The organism is Variovorax sp. VRV01 (genome assembly GCF_014852545.1).
Taxonomy (GTDB): Bacteria; Pseudomonadota; Gammaproteobacteria; order Burkholderiales; family Burkholderiaceae_C; genus Variovorax; species Variovorax beijingensis_A.
Genome location: NZ_JACVBS010000003.1, coordinates 65024 through 83005 on the forward strand (window position 1 = coordinate 65024; position 17982 = coordinate 83005).

Sequence of the window (17982 nt, forward strand, 5' to 3'; positions counted from 1 at the left end):
TACCGGGGGCAACACCAGAGGCCCGGCAAAGCCGGTTCCTCGGTGTTCCTGACCTGACTCACGGGCGCTGCCCGAAGGCTGTAGTTATATGGATCTGCAGATCGCCCTGTTGCTGGGGCAGGACGGCATCGTGAACGGTGCCGTCTACGGATTGATGGCGCTCGCGCTGGTGCTGGTGTTCTCGGTCACGCGCGTCATCTTCATTCCCCAGGGCGAGTTCGTCGCCTTCGGGGCGCTGTCGATGGCGGTGCTGCAGGCCGGCCGCGTGCCGGCCACGCTGTGGCTGCTGCTCGCGCTGGCAGCGATGGTGCTGGTGGTCGAGTTCTGGCGCTGGAAGCGCGGTGTGGTGGTCGACTGGGCCTCCGCGCTCGCATGGTGCGTGGTGCTGCCGCTGGCCGCCGCCGCGCTGGTGCTGCTGCTCAAGCCCACGTCGATGGCAGGCCAGACGCTCGCCACGCTGCTGCTCATCATGCCGCTCGGGCCGCTGCTCTATCGCCTGGCGTACCGGCCATTGGCCAGCGCCAACGTGCTGATGCTCTTGATCGTTTCCGTCGCGCTGCATGGCGTGCTGGTGGGGCTGGGCCTGCTCTTCTTCGGCGCCGAGGGCTATCGCACCACGGCGTTCTCCGAAGAGCGTTTCGACATCGGCGGCATTCCCGTCAGCGGGCAGTCGCTGGTGGTGGTCGGCGTCACGCTGCTGCTGGTGCTCGCGATGTTTCTTTTCTTCGGCCGCTCGATGATCGGCAAGGCGCTGCGCGCCACCGCCATCAACCGCGTGGGCGCGCGGCTGTCGGGCATCCCGACCGAGCTCTCGGGCGACCTGAGCTTTGCGCTCGCTGCGCTGATCGGGGCGGTCTCGGGTCTGTTGATCGCGCCGCTCACCACGGTCTACTACGACACCGGCTTCCTGATCGGCCTGAAGGGCTTCGTCGCCGCCATCGTGGGCGGACTGGCGAGCTATCCGCTGGCGCTCGCGGGCGCGCTGCTGGTCGGGCAGCTCGAGGCCTTTGCCTCGTTCTGGGCCAGCCCCTTCAAGGAAGTGCTGGTCTTCACGCTGATCATTCCGGTGCTGTGGTGGCGTTCGCTGCACAGCCATCATGTGGAGGACGAGGAATGAACAACACCCCGTCCAGCAACACTGCAGCCGCCGCACCGGCACCGGCCGGCCGCGCGCTGGCCACGCCGCGGCAGCTGACGCTCGCCTGCGTGGCGGCGCTGGCGCTCGCCTGGGGCTTCCTGCCCGAGTTCACGGTCTCCGTCCTCAGCAACATCGGCCTCTATGCGCTGGTCGCGGCCGGGCTCGTGATGCTCACCGGCGTGGGCGGCATGACCTCCTTCGGCCAGGCCGCGTTCGTCGGCATGGGCGCCTACGCCACCGCCTGGATCTGCACCTCGCCCGCGGCCGCCGCATGGATGGGCGGCGCCGTGAGCCCTGCGCTGCTGCCATGGGCCGGGCTCCTGCTCGGCCTCGCCTTCACCTTCGCGCTCGCCTGGGCGCTGGGCGCGGTCACGCTCAAGCTGCAGGGCCACTACCTGCCGCTGTGCACCATCGCCTGGGGCCTGAGCCTGTACTACCTGCTCGGCAACATGGATTTCCTTGGCGGGCAGACGGGCATCACCGGCGTGCCGCCGTTGGTGATTGCCGGCTACTCTCTGGCCACGCCGCGCGCGCTGGGCGTGGTGATCTGGGCCGTGCTGCTGCTCGCGCTGTGGGCCATGCACAACCTGCTCGATTCGCGCGAAGGCCGGGCCATCCGCGCGCTCAAGGGCGGCCGGCTGATGGCCGAATCGATGGGCGTGGACACGGCCCGGCACCGCGTGAAGCTGTTCGTGCTGGCTGCGCTGCTGGCGGCCGTCTCGGGCTGGCTCTATGCGCACCTGCAGCGCTTCGTGAACCCGACGCCCTTCAATCTCAACATCGGCATCGAGCTGCTGTTCATGGCGGTGGTGGGCGGCGCGGGGCACCTGTGGGGTGCGGTGCTGGGCGCCACGCTCATCACGCTGCTGAAGGAAAAGCTGCAGGACCTGCTGCCCGCGCTGCTGGGCAGCAGTGGCAACTTCGAAGTGATCGTGTTCGGCCTGCTCATGCTCTTTGTGCTGCAGCGCTTTGCGGACGGCCTGTGGCCCACGCTGGCGCGCCTCGCGGGGCGCTGGGTGCGTCCGCATGCCACGGCCGCGAGCAATGCCGCGCCGGCCGTGCAGCTCGCGCACCGCAACCTGCCCGCCAGGGGCGAGGTGCTGTTGCAGGCCACCAAGGTCAGCAAGCGCTTCGGCGGCCTGGTGGCCAACAACGACATCTCGATGACGCTGAAGGCCGGCGAGATCCACGCACTGATCGGACCGAACGGCGCGGGCAAAAGCACCTTCTTCAACATGGTCTCGGGCGTGGACGACCCGAGCTCCGGCGAAGTGCGGCTTGCGGGCCAGCCGATGGCGGCCAAGCCATCGCGCGTGTTCGCCGCACTCGGCCTGGGCCGCACCTTCCAGCACGTGCGCCTGCTCGGTGCGCGCAGCGTGGCCGAGAACGTGGCGCTCGGTGCCCACCTGCGCGCCAGGCGCGGCTGGCTCGCCGCGATGCTGCGGCTGGACCGCGCCGAGGAAGCCGCGCTGATGGCCGAGGCGCGCCGCCAGATCGAACGCTGCGGCCTCGGCGCGCATGCCGACACGCCGGCCGCATCGCTCTCGCTCGGCCAGCAGCGCGTGGTCGAGATCGCGCGCGCGCTGGCCGGCCAGCCTTCGGTGCTGCTGCTCGACGAACCCGCCGCGGGCCTGCGCCACCTGGAGAAGCGCGCCCTTTCCGTGCTGCTGAGCCAGCTGCGCGCCGAAGGCCTGGGCATCCTCGTGGTGGAACATGACATGGAATTCGTGATGAACCTGGCCGACCGCATCACGGTGCTCGAATTCGGCACCGTCATCGCCACTGGCACGCCAGCCGAAGTGCAGGCCAATCCGCGCGTGCTCGAAGCCTATCTGGGCGGCGCCGACGACGAACTCCTGGGAGACGCACGATGAGCGCGCCGATCCTTCAACTCGACGGCTTCTGCGTCGCCTACCGCAGCGTCGAGGCGGTGCACAGCGTGCAGCTGCTTGTGAACGAAGGCGAGATCGTCACCGTGATCGGCCCCAACGGCGCGGGCAAGACCACGCTGCTGTGCGCGGCGATGGGCCTCTTGCCCTCCACCGGCAGCCTCGCGCTGCATGGCGAGCGCATCGCGCGCCCGGGCGTCGAGACCATGGTCGCGCGCGGCGTGGCGCTGGTGCCCGAGCGGCGCGAGCTGTTCGGCGAGATGTCGGTCGAAGACAACCTGCTGCTCGGCGGCTTCTACCAGTGGCGCAAGGGCAAACGCGACCAGCGCGCGCGCATGGAAGAAGTGTTCGAGATCTTCCCGCGGCTGCGCGAGCGCAAGCCGCAGCTGGCCTCGACGCTCTCGGGCGGCGAACGCCAGATGCTGGCCATCGGCCGCGCGCTGATGGCACGCCCGCGGTTGCTGATGCTCGACGAACCCTCGCTGGGCCTGGCGCCGCTGGTGGTGCGCGAGGTGCTGCGCGTGGTCTCGCAGCTGCGAAGCCATGGCGTCTCGGTGCTGCTGGTGGAGCAGAACGCACGCGCCGCATTGCAGGTGGCCGACCGGGCCTATGTGCTCGAGATGGGCGCCATCGCGCTCGAAGGCAAGGCGCGCGACCTGCTGCATGACCAACGGATCATCGATACCTACCTCGGTATCGGCAAGAAGGAATGACCCGCTTTTCTCCCTCCCCTTCCGGGGGAGGGCGGGGGTGGGGGCACGCGGCCTCCAGCTCCACACGGCTTGAATTCGGGGACAGCCCCCATCCCAGCCTTCCCCCAGCGGGGGAAGGAGCAACACGGAAAGGACATTGCCCATGACCACCACCCTCCAAAGCTACATCGCTGGCCGCTGGATCGGCCAGCAGGCCGCGCAGCAACTGCGCAGCGCCGTCAACGGCCAGCCCGTGGCAGCCACGCACGCCGAGGCCATCGACTTCGCCGAAGCGCTGCAGTACGCGCGCCGCACCGGCCTGCCCGCGCTGATGGCGCTCGACTTCCAGCAGCGCTCCGAACGGCTGAAGGCGCTGGCCAAGTACCTCGCAGCCCACAAGGAAACGCTCTACGCGATCTCGGCCCACACGGGCGCGACCCGCGCCGACAGCTGGATCGACATCGAAGGCGGTGCCGGCACGCTGAGCGCCTATGCCGGCATCGGCAGCAACGAGCTGCCCTCGGGCAACCTCGTGCACGAAGGCCCGGCCTTTGCGCTCGGCAAGAAGGGTGGCTTCGCGGGCACGCACATCCTGGTGCCGCGCGGCGGCGTGGCGGTGCACATCAACGCCTTCAACTTCCCGGTGTGGGGCCTGCTCGAGAAGTTCGCGCCCAGCTTCCTCGCGGGCATGCCCTGCATCGGCAAGCCGGCCACGGCCACCAGCTACCTGACCGAAGCGCTGGTGCGGCTCATCGTGCAGTCGGGCATCCTGCCCGAAGGCAGCCTGCAGCTGGTGATCGGAGGCACGGGCGACCTGCTCGACCGGCTCGAAGGCGCCGACGTGGTCACCTTCACCGGCTCGGCCGACACCGCGGCCAGGCTGCGCGTGCATCCGAACCTGGTGCGCCAGTCGATCCCGTTCAATGCCGAGGCCGACTCGCTCAACTGCGCGATCCTTGCACCCGACGTGACGCCCGACGACGAGGAGTTCGACCTCTTCGTGAAGGAGGTGGCGCGGGAGATGACGGTCAAAGCCGGCCAGAAGTGCACCGCGATCCGCCGCGCGATCGTGCCGCGGCAGCACCTCGATGCCGTGGCCGAGCGGCTGCGCGCGCGGCTTGCCAAGACCGTCGTCGGCGATCCCTCGCGCGAAGAGGTGCGCATGGGCGCCCTGGCCTCGCGCGCGCAGCAGGCCGACGTGGCCGAGCGCGTGGCCGCACTGCTGCAGGGCGCCGAGCTGGTCTACGGCGAGCGCGACGGCTTCTCGCCCGTAGGCGACGGCGTGGCCGAAGGTGCTTTCTTCGCGCCCACGCTGCTCCTGAGCCGCAAGCCGCTCGAACACGATGCCGCACACGACGTCGAAGCCTTCGGCCCCGTCAGCACGCTGATGCCCTATGACGGCATCGACGAGGCGCTGGCGCTGGCCGCGCGCGGCCGCGGCAGCCTCGTCGGCACGCTGGTCACGCGCGACCCGGCCATCGCGGCCAGGGCCATTCCGGTGGCGGCCGCCTGGCACGGCCGCCTGCTGGTGCTCGACCGCGAGGCCGCCGCCGAATCGACCGGCCACGGCTCGCCGCTGCCGCAGCTCAAGCATGGTGGTCCGGGCCGCGCGGGCGGCGGCGAAGAACTCGGTGGCCTGCGCGCGGTGAAGCACTACCTGCAGCGCGCCGCGGTGCAGGGCTCGCCCACCATGCTGGCGGCCATCACCGGCGAACACGTGCGCGGCGCGGCCGTGCGCGAGAGCGAGGTGCACCCGTTCCGCCGCCACTTCGAGGACCTGCGCATCGGCGACTCGCTGCTCACGCACCGCCGCACCGTCGGCGAGGCCGACATCGTCGCCTTCGGCGGCATCTCGGGCGACTATTTCTACATGCACTTCGACGAGGTGGCGGCCAGAGAATCGCCGTTCGGCAAGCGCATCGCGCACGGCTACTTCGTGCTGTCGGCCGCGGCCGGACTGTTCGTCTCGCCCGCGCCGGGGCCGGTGCTTGCCAACTATGGCCTCGACACGCTGCGCTTCGTGAAGCCCGTGGGCATCGGCGACACCATCCGTGCGCGCCTGACCTGCAAGCGCAAGATCGACCGCAACAGGAAGGACGCGAGCGGCCAGGGCCAGGGCGTGGTGGCCTGGGACGTGGAGGTGACCAACCAGGACGGCGAACTGGTCGCGAGCTACGATATCCTGACCCTCGTTTCCAAGAAACCAGAAACCACCTGATGTTCGATCTCACGGGAAAAGCAGCGCTCGTCACCGGCGGCAACGGCGGCATCGGCCTGGGCATGGCCCAGGGGCTGGCCAGGGCCGGCGCGCGCGTCGTCATTGCCGCGCGCAACGCGCAGAAGTCGGCCGCCGCGGTCGAGGCGCTCAGGGCCCTCGGTAGCGACAGCTTCGCGCTCGAAGTCGACGTGGCCGACGAAGCCTCGGTGCAGAAGGCGGTCGACGAAGCGGCCGCGCGCTGCGGCCGCCTCCACATCCTCGTCAACAACGCCGGCACCACCGTGCGCAAGCCCGTCGACCAGCTCGCGCTGGACGAATGGCGCCTGGTGCTGGACACCAACCTGACCAGCGCCTTTCTCTGCAGCCGCGCCGCGCACCCGCACCTGAAGGCGGCCGGTGGCGGCAAGATCATCAACATCGGTTCGATGATGTCGATCTTCGGCGCGCCCTACGCGCCGGCCTATGCCGCGAGCAAGGCGGGCATCGTGCAGCTCACCAAGTCGACCGCGCTTTCATGGGCGGCCGACAACATCCAGGTCAACGCGATCCTGCCGGGCTGGTTCGAGACCGAGCTGACCGACGGCGCCCGCAGCCAGATTCCGGGCCTCTACGACCGGGTGGTGGCCCGCGCCGCCGCCGGCCGCTGGGGCCAGCCGGCCGACATCGCCGGCACCGCGGTGTTCCTCGCGAGCCCCGCCTCCGACTACGTGACCGGCACCGCGATTCCGGTCGACGGCGGATTCTCCATCTCTGGCTGAAGCCCGGCGGCCCGTGTAAATTCGGCCGCCATGCTTCTCTGGTTCCAGATCCTTCTCTTCGTTGCCGGCACGGCCGCGCTGCTGTACGTCTCGCGCGGACCGCTGCGCCAGCCCGGCTCGCACGGCTTCTACCGCTTCTTCGCGTGGGAATGCATGCTGGTGCTGATCATCGTGAACCTGCCGGTGTGGCACGTCGATCCGCTGTCCTTCACCCAGCTGCTTTCCTGCGTCTTCCTCGCGCTGTCGATCTGGCTGCCGATCCATGCGGTGAAGCTGCTCAAGGCCCACGGCAAGCCGACCGAGGCGCGCAGCGACGACCCGGCGCTCTACGGCTTCGAGAAGACCTCGTCCATCGTCAGCACGGGCGCCTTCCGCTATATCCGCCACCCGATGTACACCGCGCTGATGCTGCTGGCCTGGGGCGCCTTCCTGAAGCAGTTCACCTGGTTCACCCTGGCGCTGGTGCTGGCGGCCACGGTGCTGCTGTTTCTCACGGCCCTGAGCGACGAGAAGGAATGCATCGCGCACTTCGGCGACGACTACCGCGAATACATGCGCAGCACGCGGCGCTTCATTCCGTTCGTGCTGTAGCAGCCCATGTCCTCCACCAAGAGCACGGCCTTTCCCTCTGCCACGCAGGCCGCGCTGCTGTTCCTGGCGGTGTTTATCTGCGAATTCGTCATCGATGTTGCGCTGCGCGATGCCAATCGCTGGCTCGGCCTGAACGGGATGCAGCTCGGCGTGTTGTCCACAGTGCTGGGCAACGGCTGCGTGTTCGCCGTGGTCATGCACCACCAGAAGCTCACCTACCGCGAACTCTTCCACCAATCACCCGCTTCCGCCCGGGCCACCCTCATGCTGGTCGTGCCGCCCGTGCTGCTGCTCGTGCCGGGCCTGATGGTGGTGATGACCGCCGTGCTCAACCTGCTGGTTTTCGTCGCGCCGCTTTCGGCCTGGGAAGAGTCGATGTTCAGCCGCATGGCCGACGGCAGCATCGCGGCCACGCTGGCCGTGTGCCTCATGGCGCCGCTGCTCGAGGAAATGCTGTTCCGCGGCATCGTGCTGCGCGGGTTCCTGCTGCGCTATTCGCGGTGGCAGGCCATCGTGGGCTCGGCGCTGCTCTTCGGCGCCGCGCATCTGAACATCTACCAGTTTGTCGTGGGCCTGGTGATGGGTACCGTGCTCGGATGGCTCTATGAGCGCAGCCGCTCGCTGATCCCGTGCATCGCGCTGCACGCGGCCTACAACAGCGGCACGATCTTCATCGGCGACTGGCCGGATGGCACCTCGACGGCGGACATGGCGTGGGCCTTGCTGCTGGCCGCGATCGCAGGCCTGTGCGGCGTGCTGGCATTGCGCCGCATGCTGGTGCTACCGGTCGCGCGCAACCCCGCTCCCTGAAACCCGAAGCGGCCACGCGCGAAAAGACTAGCGGCGCACGGGCGCCAGCGGCCGCGCATCGACGGCCTCGCCGTCGACGATGAAATGCCCGCCCGCCACGTGATGCAGCGTGCGCAACTCGTCGTGCCCGGTGAAGTTCCATCGCCCATCGGCGAACACGCGCGCATCGGCCTGCGCCGCGGTCACCTCGCCCAGGAACAGGTCGTAGCGCTGCTGGATCGGCGGCTCGGGCAGCAGCCGGCATTCGAGCCAGGCCGCGCAGCCTTCCAGCAGCGGCGCATTGGTTGCCACGCCCGCGAAGGTCTGAAGGCCGTACGCCGCGAACTTGTCGTGACCCGCCCGCTCAACGATCTCGCGGCCCGAGCTGTTGCCCAGCGCATCGGTCAGGTCGAGCTGCGCGCGCGTGGGCACCTGCAGCGCGAAGCTGCCCGAGGCTTCGAGCAGCACGCGCGTCCAGGTGCTCTTGTCGAGCACCACGGCCACCTTGGGCGGGTCGAAGTCCAGCGGCATCGCCCAGGCCGCGGCCATGATGTTGCGCTGGCCGCCGTGCGCGGCACTCACGAGCACGGTGGGGCCATGGTTGAGCAGGCGGTAGGCCTTGGCGAGCGGAACGGGCTTGCGGTGAATGGCGTTCATGCACCCCATCGTACCGGCCGCGCCGCCAAGCACCTGCTATTCGCCGCGCGTCAGCATCCGCCCCGCGCGCGCAAGCACGCGGGGCGATCCGCCGTGGCCGCCTCGATACGCCAGCACCCCGTTCACGAACACCCGCTCCACGCCCAGGCTCACGCCGTGCGGCTTGTCGTAGGTCGCGGTGTCGGCGATGGTTTCGGGGTCGAACACCACCACGTCGGCCATCACACCAACACGCAGCAATCCGCGGTCTGCAATGCGCAGGTTGCGCGCGGTCATGCCTGTCATCTTGTGCACGGCCTGCTCGAGCGTGAACAGGCGGCGCTCGCGCCAGTAGCGCGCGAACACGCGCGGGAACGCGCCCCACAGCCGCGGATGAGGATGGCGGTCGTGCGGCAGGCCGTCGCTGCCGATCATGGTGAGCGGATGCGCGATGACGCGCTCCACGTCTTCCTCCTGCATCTGGAAGTAGCAGGCGCCGCCGGGCTTGAGGCGCAGGCAGGCCTCCTGCTCGGTGGTGCCCCACTCGCGCGCGATCTCGGAAACCAGGCGGCCGGTCATCTCGGGGTGCGGGTCGGACCAGGTCAACAGCACGTCGATGACGCCATCGACCAGGTCTTCGCGCAGCACGGTCGAACCAGCCACGTAGGGGTACACGTCCATCGAGATCTTCTGGCGCTGGGCAAGCGCTTCGATCAACGGCAGCGTTTCCTTCGTGCGGCCCCAGTTGGCGGGACCCGCGCACTTGTGGTGCGAGATGACGAGCGGCACGCCGGCGCTGAACGCCGTGTCGCCCGCCTCGTGCAGCGCCTCGATGATCTGCTGCATTTCGCTGCGCAGGTGCGTCGCGTAGACGCCGCCGTGCCTTGCCACGACGCGCGCGAGCGCTGTCACTTCTTCGGCCGGCGCGGCAAACGCTTCTTCGTAGAACAGTCCCGACGAGAGGCCATGCGCGCCTTCGGCCATGCAGCCGTCGAGCAGTGCCTCCATGCGCGCCAACTCCTCACCGCTCGCGGGCCGGTCGAGCGCCTCCATGGCCGCGAAGCGCAGGGTGGTATGCCCCACGAGCGCCGCCACGTTGAGCGCAGGCTGCACGGCATCGACGGCCGCACGGTACTCGGCCATGGTGGCATGCTGGAACGATTCCGCGCCCAGCAGCGTGAGCGGCGGCTTCGATTGCGGCGTGCGGTACGGCGCAAGCGAGATGCCGCAGTTGCCCGTCACCACGGTGGTGATGCCCTGCGACACCTTCGGCAGGCACAGCGGGTCGCCCAGCACGATGGCATCGTCGTGCGTGTGCGCATCGATGAAGCCGGGTGCGATCACTTTCGTGCGGCAGTCGACGACCTCGACCTCTTCGAGCGCCAGGCCTTCGGGCAGCCGCCCGCGCAGGCCTTCGCCGAGCGCGAGGATGCGGTCGCCCTGCAGCAGCACGTCGCCGGGCCACGAGGGACCGCCCGAGCCGTCGACCACGAGTCCGGCCTCGAGCAGGATGGCTTTCGATCGATCGCTCACGATGCGCGGCCTCCGGTGTTGATGCCACCGCCGTCCCAGCTTTGCAAGGGATGCGTGGTGGCGTCGATGCCGTGGCGCTGGAAGGCCTCGCGTGCGCGCTGAAGGCGCTGCACCGCAGGCTCGCCACGCCGCTGCGCCACCAGCACCGTGAGGATCTCGATGGCGGTGAGGTGCGTCAGGTAGGCATCGATGCCCACGTGCATCACGGCGTCGTCGGGCACCGAGAGGCCCAGCAGGAAATCGGCCTTGGCCGCCAGCGCCGTGCCGGGCCGCGTGAGCGCGACCACCTTGGCGCCCTGCCCACGCGCGATGTCCACCGCGTCGAGCAGCGAAGGCATGCCGCCCACGTGCGAGATGGCGATGACCACGCCGCCCGGGCGCTGCGCCGCACCGGCCACCTGCTGCAGGTGGTAGTCGGCCCAGGCATTGGCCGAGAGGCCGAGCCTGAAGAGCCGCGCCTGCAGGTCGTTGGCCATGAACCACGAGGTGGCGCCCGCGCCGTACAGGTCGACGTGCGGCGCGGCCGCGATGGCGGCCACGGCCCCTTCGAGCACCTGCATGTCGAGCTGTCCGCGCACGCCCGACACCGAGGCCGCTGCGCTGCGCGCGATCTTGCCGACGACTTCGTCTGCTGCATCCTCGATGTTCACGCGCCGGTGCAGCGGCGAGCCGCCGAGCGCCAGCTCCTGCGCGAGCGCGAGCTTGAATTCGCGCAGCCCGGCAAAGCCCAGGTCGCGGCAGGTGCGCATGATGGTGGGCACCGAGCTGCGCGAGCGCTCGGCCAGCTGCTCGAAACTCTCCTCGAGCGCGCGGTCGGGGTCTTCGAGGATCAGGTCGAGAATCGCGCGCCGCGTGGCGGGCGCGCTGCTGCGGGCCTGCGCGATCTTCTGAAGCAGGGAAGGAGTCATCGCGGCAGGTTTCAGAAATGCATGGCGACGGCGTCGCTCACGCGGTAGTTCTCCTCGACCACCGGCATCCAGTGCCATTTGTCGAAGGTGGTGCACGGGTGCGAGATGCCGAGGCCGACGCGGTCGCCGACCACGGGGGCCTGCGCTTCTTCGGCGGCGTCCCAGCGCAGGTAGGCGTGCTGGTCGTTGAGCGCGGTGATCTTCCAGCCGGCGGGCACGGCTTGCGCTTCGAGCATGCCGCGTGCGGCGCGGGCAATCGGCACCGGCATCGACAGGTCGAAGGAGATGTCGCGCTTGCCCACGGCCAGGATCGCCAGGCCCGGCTCGGGACGCGACTGCACCGTGGCCCACACTTCCATCGCGGGGCGCAGGCTCTCGCCGCAATCGCAACCCAGGCGCTCGTCCACCGCACTCACCATGCGTTTGTAGAAGCCGTGGTCGTGCGTCACATAGCAGCCCGAGCGCAGCAGACCGCGCACCGGCGAACCGAGCGCGGGCTTCAGGCGTCCGGCCACGAGATCGAAGATGGCGGAGCCGCCGGCCGAGACCAGCACCTCGTCGGTCTCGAACAGCTGCTGCGCATCGCAGTGGCGCGCGATGGCTTCCACGCGGTCCATCAGCGCAGTGGCGTAGGCCGTGTCGGGCTCGCTGGCACCCGTGGCGCCCTGCCCTTCGTAGGTCTCGATGCCCACGAGCTTGACCGCATCGCTGGCGCGCAGCCTCGTGGCGAGCGCCACCGCTTCCTCCTGCGTGCGGCAGCCCGTGCGGGCACCCTCGACGCCGATTTCCAGCATCACCTCGAAAGGCACGCTCTCGGGATGGCGCTTCGACCAGTCCTCGATCAGTGCGAGCTGGGCCAGCGAGTCGACCAGGAACACCACGCGCAGGTCGGCATGCGCCTGCAGCAGCAGCTGGATGCCGGCCAGGTCCTCGTCGCTCACCACCTGGTTGGCGATGAGCGTGCGGCGCGCGCCGGCCGCCACGCCCACGCCAAGCTGCGTGACGGTGGCGAAGGTGAGCCCCCAGGCACCGGCGTCGAGCTGGCGCTGGAAGAGCTGCGGCGACATGGTGGTCTTGCCGTGCGGCGCCAGGTCGATGCCCCATTCGCGCACGCGCGACTGCATCCATGCCAGGTTGTGCTCGAGCGCCTCGCGCTTGAGCACGGCCAGCGGCAGCGGCAGGTCGCCCGCCAGCACGTTCCAGCCCGCGGCACCCACCTCGCTGCGCCGGCGCGGCGGCTGGGTGCGCGGGTAGCCCTTGAAGCTGTTGCCCAGCAGGGGGTCGTTGAAGTCCTTGTCGGCGGTGGCAGCGGTGTCGGTCATGGTCATGCGGCAATGTTGGAAAGCAGTTCCTTGCGGATGCAGGCGCTGTAGTGTCCGGGAGAAATCTCGTCGAGCGGCGGCACCGTCTGCGCGCAGGCCTCGATCGCGTGCGGACAGCGGGTGCGGAACACGCAGCCCGAAGGCGGCGAGATCGGGCTCGGGATGTCGCCCTTGAGCGCGATGCGCTCGGTGGCGAGCGTGGGGTCGGGCTTCGGGCTCGCGGCCAGCAGCGCCTGCGTGTAGGGATGCGATGGCCGCGCGAACAGTTCGTCGGTGGTGGCCACTTCCATCACCTTGCCGAGGTACAGCACCACCACGCGGTCGCACAGGTACTCGACCACATCGAGATCGTGCGAGATGAAGAGCATGGTGAGGCCGAGCCGCTCGCGCAGGTCGGCCAGCAGGTTGATGACCTGCGACTGGATCGACACGTCGAGCGCCGACAGCGGCTCGTCGGCCACGATGAACTCGGGCTCGACCGCAAGCGCGCGCGCCACGCCGATGCGCTGGCGCTGGCCGCCCGAGAACTCGTGCGGAAAGCGGCTCGCATGCTCGGCGCGCAGGCCCACGGTTTCGAGCAGCTCGGCAATGCGCCTGTCGCGTGCCGCGGCGCCCTTGTGCAGGCCGTGCGTGGACAGGGCCTCGCCGAGGATCGCGCTGATGCGCATCTTCGGATTCAGGCTTGCGTACGGGTCCTGGAAGATGATCTGCAGCTTGCTGCGCAGGCGCCGCATGCGTTCGCCCGACAGCGCGCCGATGTCGTCGCCGCGGTAGAGCACCTGGCCCTCGGTGCGCTCGACCAGACGCAGCACGGTACGCCCGATGGTGCTCTTGCCCGAGCCCGATTCGCCGACGAGGCCCAGCGTCTCGCCGGGCTGGATGGCAAAGGACACATCGTCGACGGCACGCACCGGGCGGTCGCTGCTGCCGAAGTATTTCTTGAGTCCGCGGACTTCGATGAGGGGAGCGGCGGTGGTCATGGAAGGCTTTCTCCCTCCCCCGGGAGGGAGCAAGGCGGGAGCAGCGCGCGATTCATGCGGCCCTCGCGATTTGGGCATCGGGCTGCACGCGAATGCAGCGCGCCTGGCGGTCCTGGCGGATATCGATCAGCGGCGGAATTGCGGCGCTGCAGCCCGCCAGCGCGAGGTCGCAGCGCGGCTCGAAGGCACAGCCCGGCGGCGGTGCTAACGGGCTGGACACCTGTCCGCGAATGGCGAACAAGCGCTTGGGCTTCGGTTGCCCCGGCAATCTCGCCTTGCCCGGCAGGCAGGCCAGAAGGCCCTGCGTGTACGGATGCTCGGGCTGCGCGAACAGCGGCCGCACGGGTGCGCTCTCGACCACGCGGCCCGCATAGAGCACCACCACGTCGTCTGCATGGTGCGCAACCACGCCGAGGTTGTGGGTGATGAAGAGAATGCTCATGCCGGTCTCGGCCTGCAGCCGGCGCATGAGCTCGAGGATCTGCGCCTGGATGGTCACGTCGAGCGCGGTGGTCGGTTCGTCGGCGATCAAGAGCGTGGGGTCGCAGGCCATCGCCAGCGCGATCATCACGCGCTGGCGCATGCCGCCCGAGAGTTGATGCGGATACTCGTGAAGGCGCTGCGCCGCCGCCGGAATCTCGACCAGCTCGAGCATGCGCAGCGCATGGGCCATGGCTGCCTTGCGGTCCAGTCCCTTGTGCAGCCGCACGCTCTCGGCAATCTGCTCGCCGATGGTGAAGACCGGGTTCAGGCTGGTCATCGGTTCCTGGAAGATCATCGACAGCTGGTTGCCGCGCAGGCTGCGCATCTCGCGCTCGCCGATCTGCAGCAGGTCGAGCGTCTTGCCTTCGCGGGTCACGAAAGAGGCTTGTCCACTGACCTGCGCATTGGCGGTCTTGGGCAACAGCCGCATCAGCGTGAGGCTGGTGACCGACTTGCCCGAGCCCGATTCGCCGACCAGCGCGGTCGTCTTGCCAGGCTGGATCGAGAAGCTCACATCGGCCACCGAACGGACCAGGCCGTCTTCGGTGGGAAAGCTGGTGCTGAGGTTGCTGACAGAAAGACGTGGGGTGTTCGTGGTCGTCATCACAGCGTCTTCTTCAGTTTGGGGTCGAGCAGGTCCCGCACGCCGTCGCCCAGCAACTGCAGCGAGAGCGCGGTGAAGATGATCGCGAGCCCCGGGAACAGCACCACCCAGAAGGCCTGGTGCGCGTACTGCTGGCTGCCGGCGACCATGGTGCCCCAGGTCGGGATCTCGGGCGGGACGCCGACGCCGAGGAACGACAGCCCCGCCTCGGCCAGGATCGCGTAGGCGAAGATGAACGACACCTGCACGAGGATCGGCGACATCAGGTTGGGCAGGATGTGGCGCCACAGGATGCGCGAGGTGCGCACGCCCAGCGCACGCACCGCCTCGACGAACAGCAGCTCGCGCACCACCAGCGTCGAGGCCCGCACCACCCGTGCCACGCGCGGCGTGTAGACCAGCACCAGCGCCAGCACGGTGTTGATCAGCGAAGGTCCCAGGATGGCCACCAGCGCGATGGCCAGCAGGATGTCAGGAAACGACATCATCGCGTCGACCACGCGCATCAGCGGCGCGTCGAGCCGGCGGAAGAAGCCCGCCATGAGGCCCAGCACCGTGCCCGCGACCACCGCGCCCAACGCGGTGAGTGCCGCAATGGCCAGCGAATAGCGCGCGCCATGCACGATGCGCGAATACATGTCGCGGCCGAGCTCGTCGGTGCCCAGCAGATGCTCGGCGCTCGGTCCCTTCAGGCGCTGCAGCACGGCGGTGTCGTTGGGGTCGATGGAGGCAAACAGCGGCGCGCCGATGGCGAGCACTGCAATGGCCAGCAGCACCAGCGCCGAGACCATCACGATGCGGCGATGCATCAGCTGGCGGAGCATTCGGGGCATTTGCATTTTTTCAAACCTTCACGCGCGGATCGACGACGGCATAGAGCAGGTCGATGGAGAAATTGATCAGCACGTAGATCGCCGCAATCACGAGCAGCGCGCCCTGGATCACCGGATAGTCGCGCCGCAGCACCGCACTCACCACGAGATTGCCGACGCCCGGCAGGCCGAACACGGTCTCGGTGATCACGGCGCCGCCGATCATCAGCGCGACCGTGAGGCCGATCACCGTGACGATCGGCACCAGCGCATTGCGCAGGGCGTGCTTGAGCACGACGGTGCTTTCGCTCAGGCCCTTGGAGCGCGCGGTGCGCACGTAGTCTTCGCCGAGCACGTCGAGCATCGAGGCGCGCGTGAAGCGGATGATGAGCGCCGAGTTCAAGAGGCCCAGCACTGTGGCCGGCAGCACCAGCGCATGCAGCCGCTCGGCCAAGGGCGCATCGGGCGCGCCGTAGCCCGAGACAGGAAACCACCCGAAGGACACGGCAAAGATCTGGATCAGCACGATGCCGAGCCAGAAGCTCGGAATGCTCGCGCCGAGCATCGCGATGCCGGTGAAGAGCTGGTCGACCACGCGCCCGCGGAACACCGCCGAGACGATGCCGCAGGGCACGCCGATCAGCGCCGCAATGGCCACCGCCATCAGCGCGAGCAATGTGGTGGGCTCGGCACGCTCCCACAGCGCCTGCGTCACCGGCCGCTGCAGGAAGATCGAGGTGCCGAGGTTGCCCTGCAGCACTTCGCGCAGCCAGTAGCCGAACTGCAGGGGCAGCGGCTTGTCGAGGCCGTACTCCTTCTGCACGCGGGCGATGTCGGCCGCGGTGGCCTGGTCGCCCAGCAGCACCGAGACCGGATCGCCCGAGGCCGCGCGCGTGAGCACGAACACGAGCACCGCCACGATCGCGAGCACGACGAGCATGCCGGCGGCACGGGAAGCAAGGTAGCGAAACATGGGGGGATGGCGCCGCGGGGTTTACTTGATTTTTGCGTTCCAGAAGAACGGCCAGGTTGCGGGCTGGTAATTGTCCAGCGCCGGGCTCTTCGCCGAGAGGCCGTTGAACTTGCCGACGTTGATGTACGGCACTTCTTCATAGACCACCTGCTGCACCTTGCCCCACAGCGCGCCGCGCTTGGCCGGATCGCTCTCGACATTGAAGGCCTGCAGTGCAGACTTCTTGGCGGGCGTGTCCCACCAGCCCGGCGCGCCGTCGCCCAGTTGCGGCGGCGAGAGCATCGGCTCGGGGAACTGGCCCGAGTGGGTCACGTAGATGTCCCACAGCTTCGGGTCGTTGCGGCGTTGCACCAGCGTGGCCCAGTCGACCACGTTCAGGTCGACCTTGAAGCCGGCGCGCTTGAGCTGCTCGGCCATCAGGAGCGACATGTTGTAGTGGAAGTCGTATTGGCGGCTGGTGAGCACGCGGATCGGCTCGCCCTTGTAGCCGGCCTTGGCCGCGGCCTCCTTGGCCTTGGACGCATTGCGCTCGTTGTAGAGCGTGGTGCCCGCAGTCGAATAGAACGGCGAGCCCTTGGGAAAGTGGTTGCCTTCGGCCACGAAGAAGCGCGTGTCGCCAAAGCCGGCCGCGAGCATCTCGCCTTCGCCGAGCGCCGACTGGATCGCCTGGCGCACGGCCTGGTTCGAAGCCACGCCCTCCTTGGTGTTGAGCACGAGGTACGGGAAACCGAACGAAGGCGTCATGATCGGCACGGTCTTGCCGCCCGACTTCTCCAGGCGCGGCAGGGCCTCGACCGGCAGCAGGTCGGCAAAGTCGTACTGGCCCGCCAGGGCGCCTTCGACGCGCGTGCTGGCATTGGGCACCGGCACGAAGCGCAGCTCCTCGATGGCCGCCTCGCGCTTGCCACCATAGCCGCTCGCGGGTTCCTTGCGCGCCGTGTACTTGTCGAAGCGCGTGAGCAGCACGAACTGGTCGGGGCGGCGCTCCTTGAACTTGTAGGGGCCGGTGCCGACGAACTCCTTCAGCGGCGAAGCGATGGAATCCTTGGCCATGATCGCGGCCATGCCGCTGGGCAGCGCGAGCTGCGAGAGCAGCGGCGCATACGGCGCCTTCAGCACGATCTCCACGCCCAGCGGTCCCTTGGCCTTGAGGCTCTCGATTTCCTTGCCCACGGCCTTGCCGCGCGGCGACTGGTCCATCCAGCGCTGCAGGCTGGCCACCACGTCGTCGGCGTTGAGTTCGCGGCCGTTGTGCAGCATCACGCCCTTGCGCAGCGTGATCGCGTAGGTCTTGCCGTCGGCCGAGATCTTGGGGCTGCTCTCGGCCAGCATCGGCACCACGTTCCACTTGGCGTCGAAGGTGTAGAGCGTCTCGTACACGTGCTGCATGATGGTTCCGACCAGGTCGGCCGTGGAGGCCATCGGGTCGAGCGTCTGCGGTTCGGCCACCATCGCCAGCGTGGCGAAGTTGCGCGGCCCCTGGGCATGCGCTGGCTGTTGAGGCAGCGCGGCACACAGCACCGCGAGCAGGGAGGCGCCCAGCAGGCTGCGCTTCGACAGCTTCGGCAGGCGCTGGACAAGACCGGCATGAGACATGGGAACTCCTTCGTGGGGGCAGGCAAATTGTGAAAGAAATTTTCTTTTCGGCCCGCACTT

16 protein-coding genes are annotated in these 17982 nt (G+C 68.8%); 7 read left to right on the top strand and 9 right to left on the bottom strand.

Features of this window, described 5'->3' with window-relative positions:
- Window positions 1-88: 88 nt before the first annotated feature.
- The 7 genes from IB278_RS06575 to IB278_RS06605 all read left to right on the top strand — a co-directional run bounded on the left by IB278_RS06575 (window position 89) and on the right by IB278_RS06605 (window position 8096).
- Entirely contained in the window at window positions 89-1117 is a 1029-nt protein-coding gene (locus IB278_RS06575) for a branched-chain amino acid ABC transporter permease (protein WP_145741165.1), read from the top strand.
- Window positions 1114-3012 (top strand): ABC transporter permease subunit, encoded by a 1899-nt coding sequence (locus IB278_RS06580; protein ID WP_192323017.1) that lies wholly within the window; start codon window positions 1114-1116, stop codon window positions 3010-3012. Before IB278_RS06575 ends, IB278_RS06580 begins: the two co-directional genes overlap by 4 nt.
- The gene (locus IB278_RS06585) at window positions 3009-3740 is read left to right on the top strand and encodes an ABC transporter ATP-binding protein (protein ID WP_145741161.1); all 732 of its coding nucleotides are present in this window, start codon (window positions 3009-3011) and stop codon (window positions 3738-3740) included. Before IB278_RS06580 ends, IB278_RS06585 begins: the two co-directional genes overlap by 4 nt.
- A gap of 142 nt (window positions 3741-3882) precedes the next feature.
- Complete coding sequence (gene paaZ / locus IB278_RS06590) at window positions 3883-5937, top strand: phenylacetic acid degradation bifunctional protein PaaZ (protein ID WP_192323018.1); 2055 nt, start codon at window positions 3883-3885, stop codon at window positions 5935-5937.
- Window positions 5937-6695: an SDR family NAD(P)-dependent oxidoreductase gene (locus tag IB278_RS06595; protein ID WP_192323019.1), complete on the top strand. Its 759-nt coding sequence runs from the start codon at window positions 5937-5939 to the stop codon at window positions 6693-6695. Before paaZ ends, IB278_RS06595 begins: the two co-directional genes overlap by 1 nt.
- A 30-nt stretch (window positions 6696-6725) precedes the next feature.
- Window positions 6726-7286 (top strand): methyltransferase family protein, encoded by a 561-nt coding sequence (locus IB278_RS06600; protein ID WP_145741155.1) that lies wholly within the window; start codon window positions 6726-6728, stop codon window positions 7284-7286.
- A gap of 6 nt (window positions 7287-7292) precedes the next feature.
- The gene (locus IB278_RS06605) at window positions 7293-8096 is read left to right on the top strand and encodes a CPBP family intramembrane glutamic endopeptidase (protein WP_192323020.1); all 804 of its coding nucleotides are present in this window, start codon (window positions 7293-7295) and stop codon (window positions 8094-8096) included.
- Between the two features lie 27 nt (window positions 8097-8123).
- Here the strand turns inward: IB278_RS06605 and IB278_RS06610 are convergent, their stop codons facing one another.
- From IB278_RS06610 to IB278_RS06650, 9 genes are read right to left on the bottom strand one after another with little or no spacing between them, the layout of a single operon-like run.
- Window positions 8124-8732: a flavin reductase family protein gene (locus IB278_RS06610; protein WP_192323021.1), complete on the bottom strand. Its 609-nt coding sequence runs from the start codon at window positions 8730-8732 to the stop codon at window positions 8124-8126.
- A gap of 36 nt (window positions 8733-8768) precedes the next feature.
- Window positions 8769-10244 (bottom strand): N-acyl-D-amino-acid deacylase family protein, encoded by a 1476-nt coding sequence (locus IB278_RS06615; protein WP_192323022.1) that lies wholly within the window; start codon window positions 10242-10244, stop codon window positions 8769-8771.
- A complete protein-coding gene (locus IB278_RS06620) occupies window positions 10241-11152 on the bottom strand; it encodes a MurR/RpiR family transcriptional regulator (RefSeq protein ID WP_145741147.1) in 912 nt (303 codons plus the stop codon). Before IB278_RS06620 ends, IB278_RS06615 begins: the two co-directional genes overlap by 4 nt.
- An 11-nt stretch (window positions 11153-11163) precedes the next feature.
- Window positions 11164-12474, bottom strand: a complete 1311-nt coding sequence (locus IB278_RS06625) for an amino acid deaminase (protein ID WP_186454140.1) — start codon at window positions 12472-12474, stop codon at window positions 11164-11166.
- Window positions 12475-12476: 2 nt separating this feature from the next.
- Complete coding sequence (locus tag IB278_RS06630; RefSeq protein ID WP_145741143.1) at window positions 12477-13454, bottom strand: ABC transporter ATP-binding protein; 978 nt, start codon at window positions 13452-13454, stop codon at window positions 12477-12479.
- A 52-nt stretch (window positions 13455-13506) separates the two neighbouring features.
- Window positions 13507-14541 carry an ABC transporter ATP-binding protein gene (locus tag IB278_RS06635; protein WP_192323023.1) on the bottom strand — a complete coding sequence of 345 codons (1035 nt, stop codon included), beginning with the start codon at window positions 14539-14541 and terminating at the stop codon, window positions 13507-13509.
- Window positions 14541-15380, bottom strand: coding sequence for an ABC transporter permease (locus tag IB278_RS06640; RefSeq protein WP_145741139.1), 840 nt, complete (start codon window positions 15378-15380; stop codon window positions 14541-14543). The genes IB278_RS06635 and IB278_RS06640 overlap by 1 nt, the downstream gene beginning before the upstream one ends.
- Before the next feature lie 4 nt (window positions 15381-15384).
- Window positions 15385-16326, bottom strand: coding sequence for an ABC transporter permease (locus tag IB278_RS06645; protein ID WP_124957374.1), 942 nt, complete (start codon window positions 16324-16326; stop codon window positions 15385-15387).
- A gap of 21 nt (window positions 16327-16347) precedes the next feature.
- Window positions 16348-17922: an ABC transporter substrate-binding protein gene (locus IB278_RS06650; protein ID WP_145741138.1), complete on the bottom strand. Its 1575-nt coding sequence runs from the start codon at window positions 17920-17922 to the stop codon at window positions 16348-16350.
- Between the last annotated feature and the right edge of the window lie 60 nt (window positions 17923-17982).

Excerpts from the sequence above, each read along its gene's own strand:
- IB278_RS06600 (WP_145741155.1), top strand. The coding sequence starts at position 6,726 with ATGCTTCTCTGGTTCCAGATCCTTCTCTTCGTTGCCGGCACGGCCGCG.
- IB278_RS06580 (WP_192323017.1), top strand. The coding sequence starts at position 1,114 with ATGAACAACACCCCGTCCAGCAACACTGCAGCCGCCGCACCGGCACCG.
- IB278_RS06630 (WP_145741143.1), bottom strand. The coding sequence starts at position 13,454 with ATGACCACCGCCGCTCCCCTCATCGAAGTCCGCGGACTCAAGAAATAC.
- IB278_RS06575 (WP_145741165.1), top strand. The coding sequence starts at position 89 with ATGGATCTGCAGATCGCCCTGTTGCTGGGGCAGGACGGCATCGTGAAC.
- IB278_RS06595 (WP_192323019.1), top strand. The coding sequence starts at position 5,937 with ATGTTCGATCTCACGGGAAAAGCAGCGCTCGTCACCGGCGGCAACGGC.
- IB278_RS06585 (WP_145741161.1), top strand. The coding sequence starts at position 3,009 with ATGAGCGCGCCGATCCTTCAACTCGACGGCTTCTGCGTCGCCTACCGC.
- IB278_RS06645 (WP_124957374.1), bottom strand. The coding sequence starts at position 16,326 with ATGTTTCGCTACCTTGCTTCCCGTGCCGCCGGCATGCTCGTCGTGCTC.
- IB278_RS06620 (WP_145741147.1), bottom strand. The coding sequence starts at position 11,152 with ATGACTCCTTCCCTGCTTCAGAAGATCGCGCAGGCCCGCAGCAGCGCG.
- IB278_RS06605 (WP_192323020.1), top strand. The coding sequence starts at position 7,293 with ATGTCCTCCACCAAGAGCACGGCCTTTCCCTCTGCCACGCAGGCCGCG.
- IB278_RS06635 (WP_192323023.1), bottom strand. The coding sequence starts at position 14,541 with ATGACGACCACGAACACCCCACGTCTTTCTGTCAGCAACCTCAGCACC.
- IB278_RS06610 (WP_192323021.1), bottom strand. The coding sequence starts at position 8,732 with ATGAACGCCATTCACCGCAAGCCCGTTCCGCTCGCCAAGGCCTACCGC.
- IB278_RS06640 (WP_145741139.1), bottom strand. The coding sequence starts at position 15,380 with ATGCAAATGCCCCGAATGCTCCGCCAGCTGATGCATCGCCGCATCGTG.
- paaZ (WP_192323018.1), top strand. The coding sequence starts at position 3,883 with ATGACCACCACCCTCCAAAGCTACATCGCTGGCCGCTGGATCGGCCAG.
- IB278_RS06625 (WP_186454140.1), bottom strand. The coding sequence starts at position 12,474 with ATGACCGACACCGCTGCCACCGCCGACAAGGACTTCAACGACCCCCTG.
- IB278_RS06650 (WP_145741138.1), bottom strand. The coding sequence starts at position 17,922 with ATGTCTCATGCCGGTCTTGTCCAGCGCCTGCCGAAGCTGTCGAAGCGC.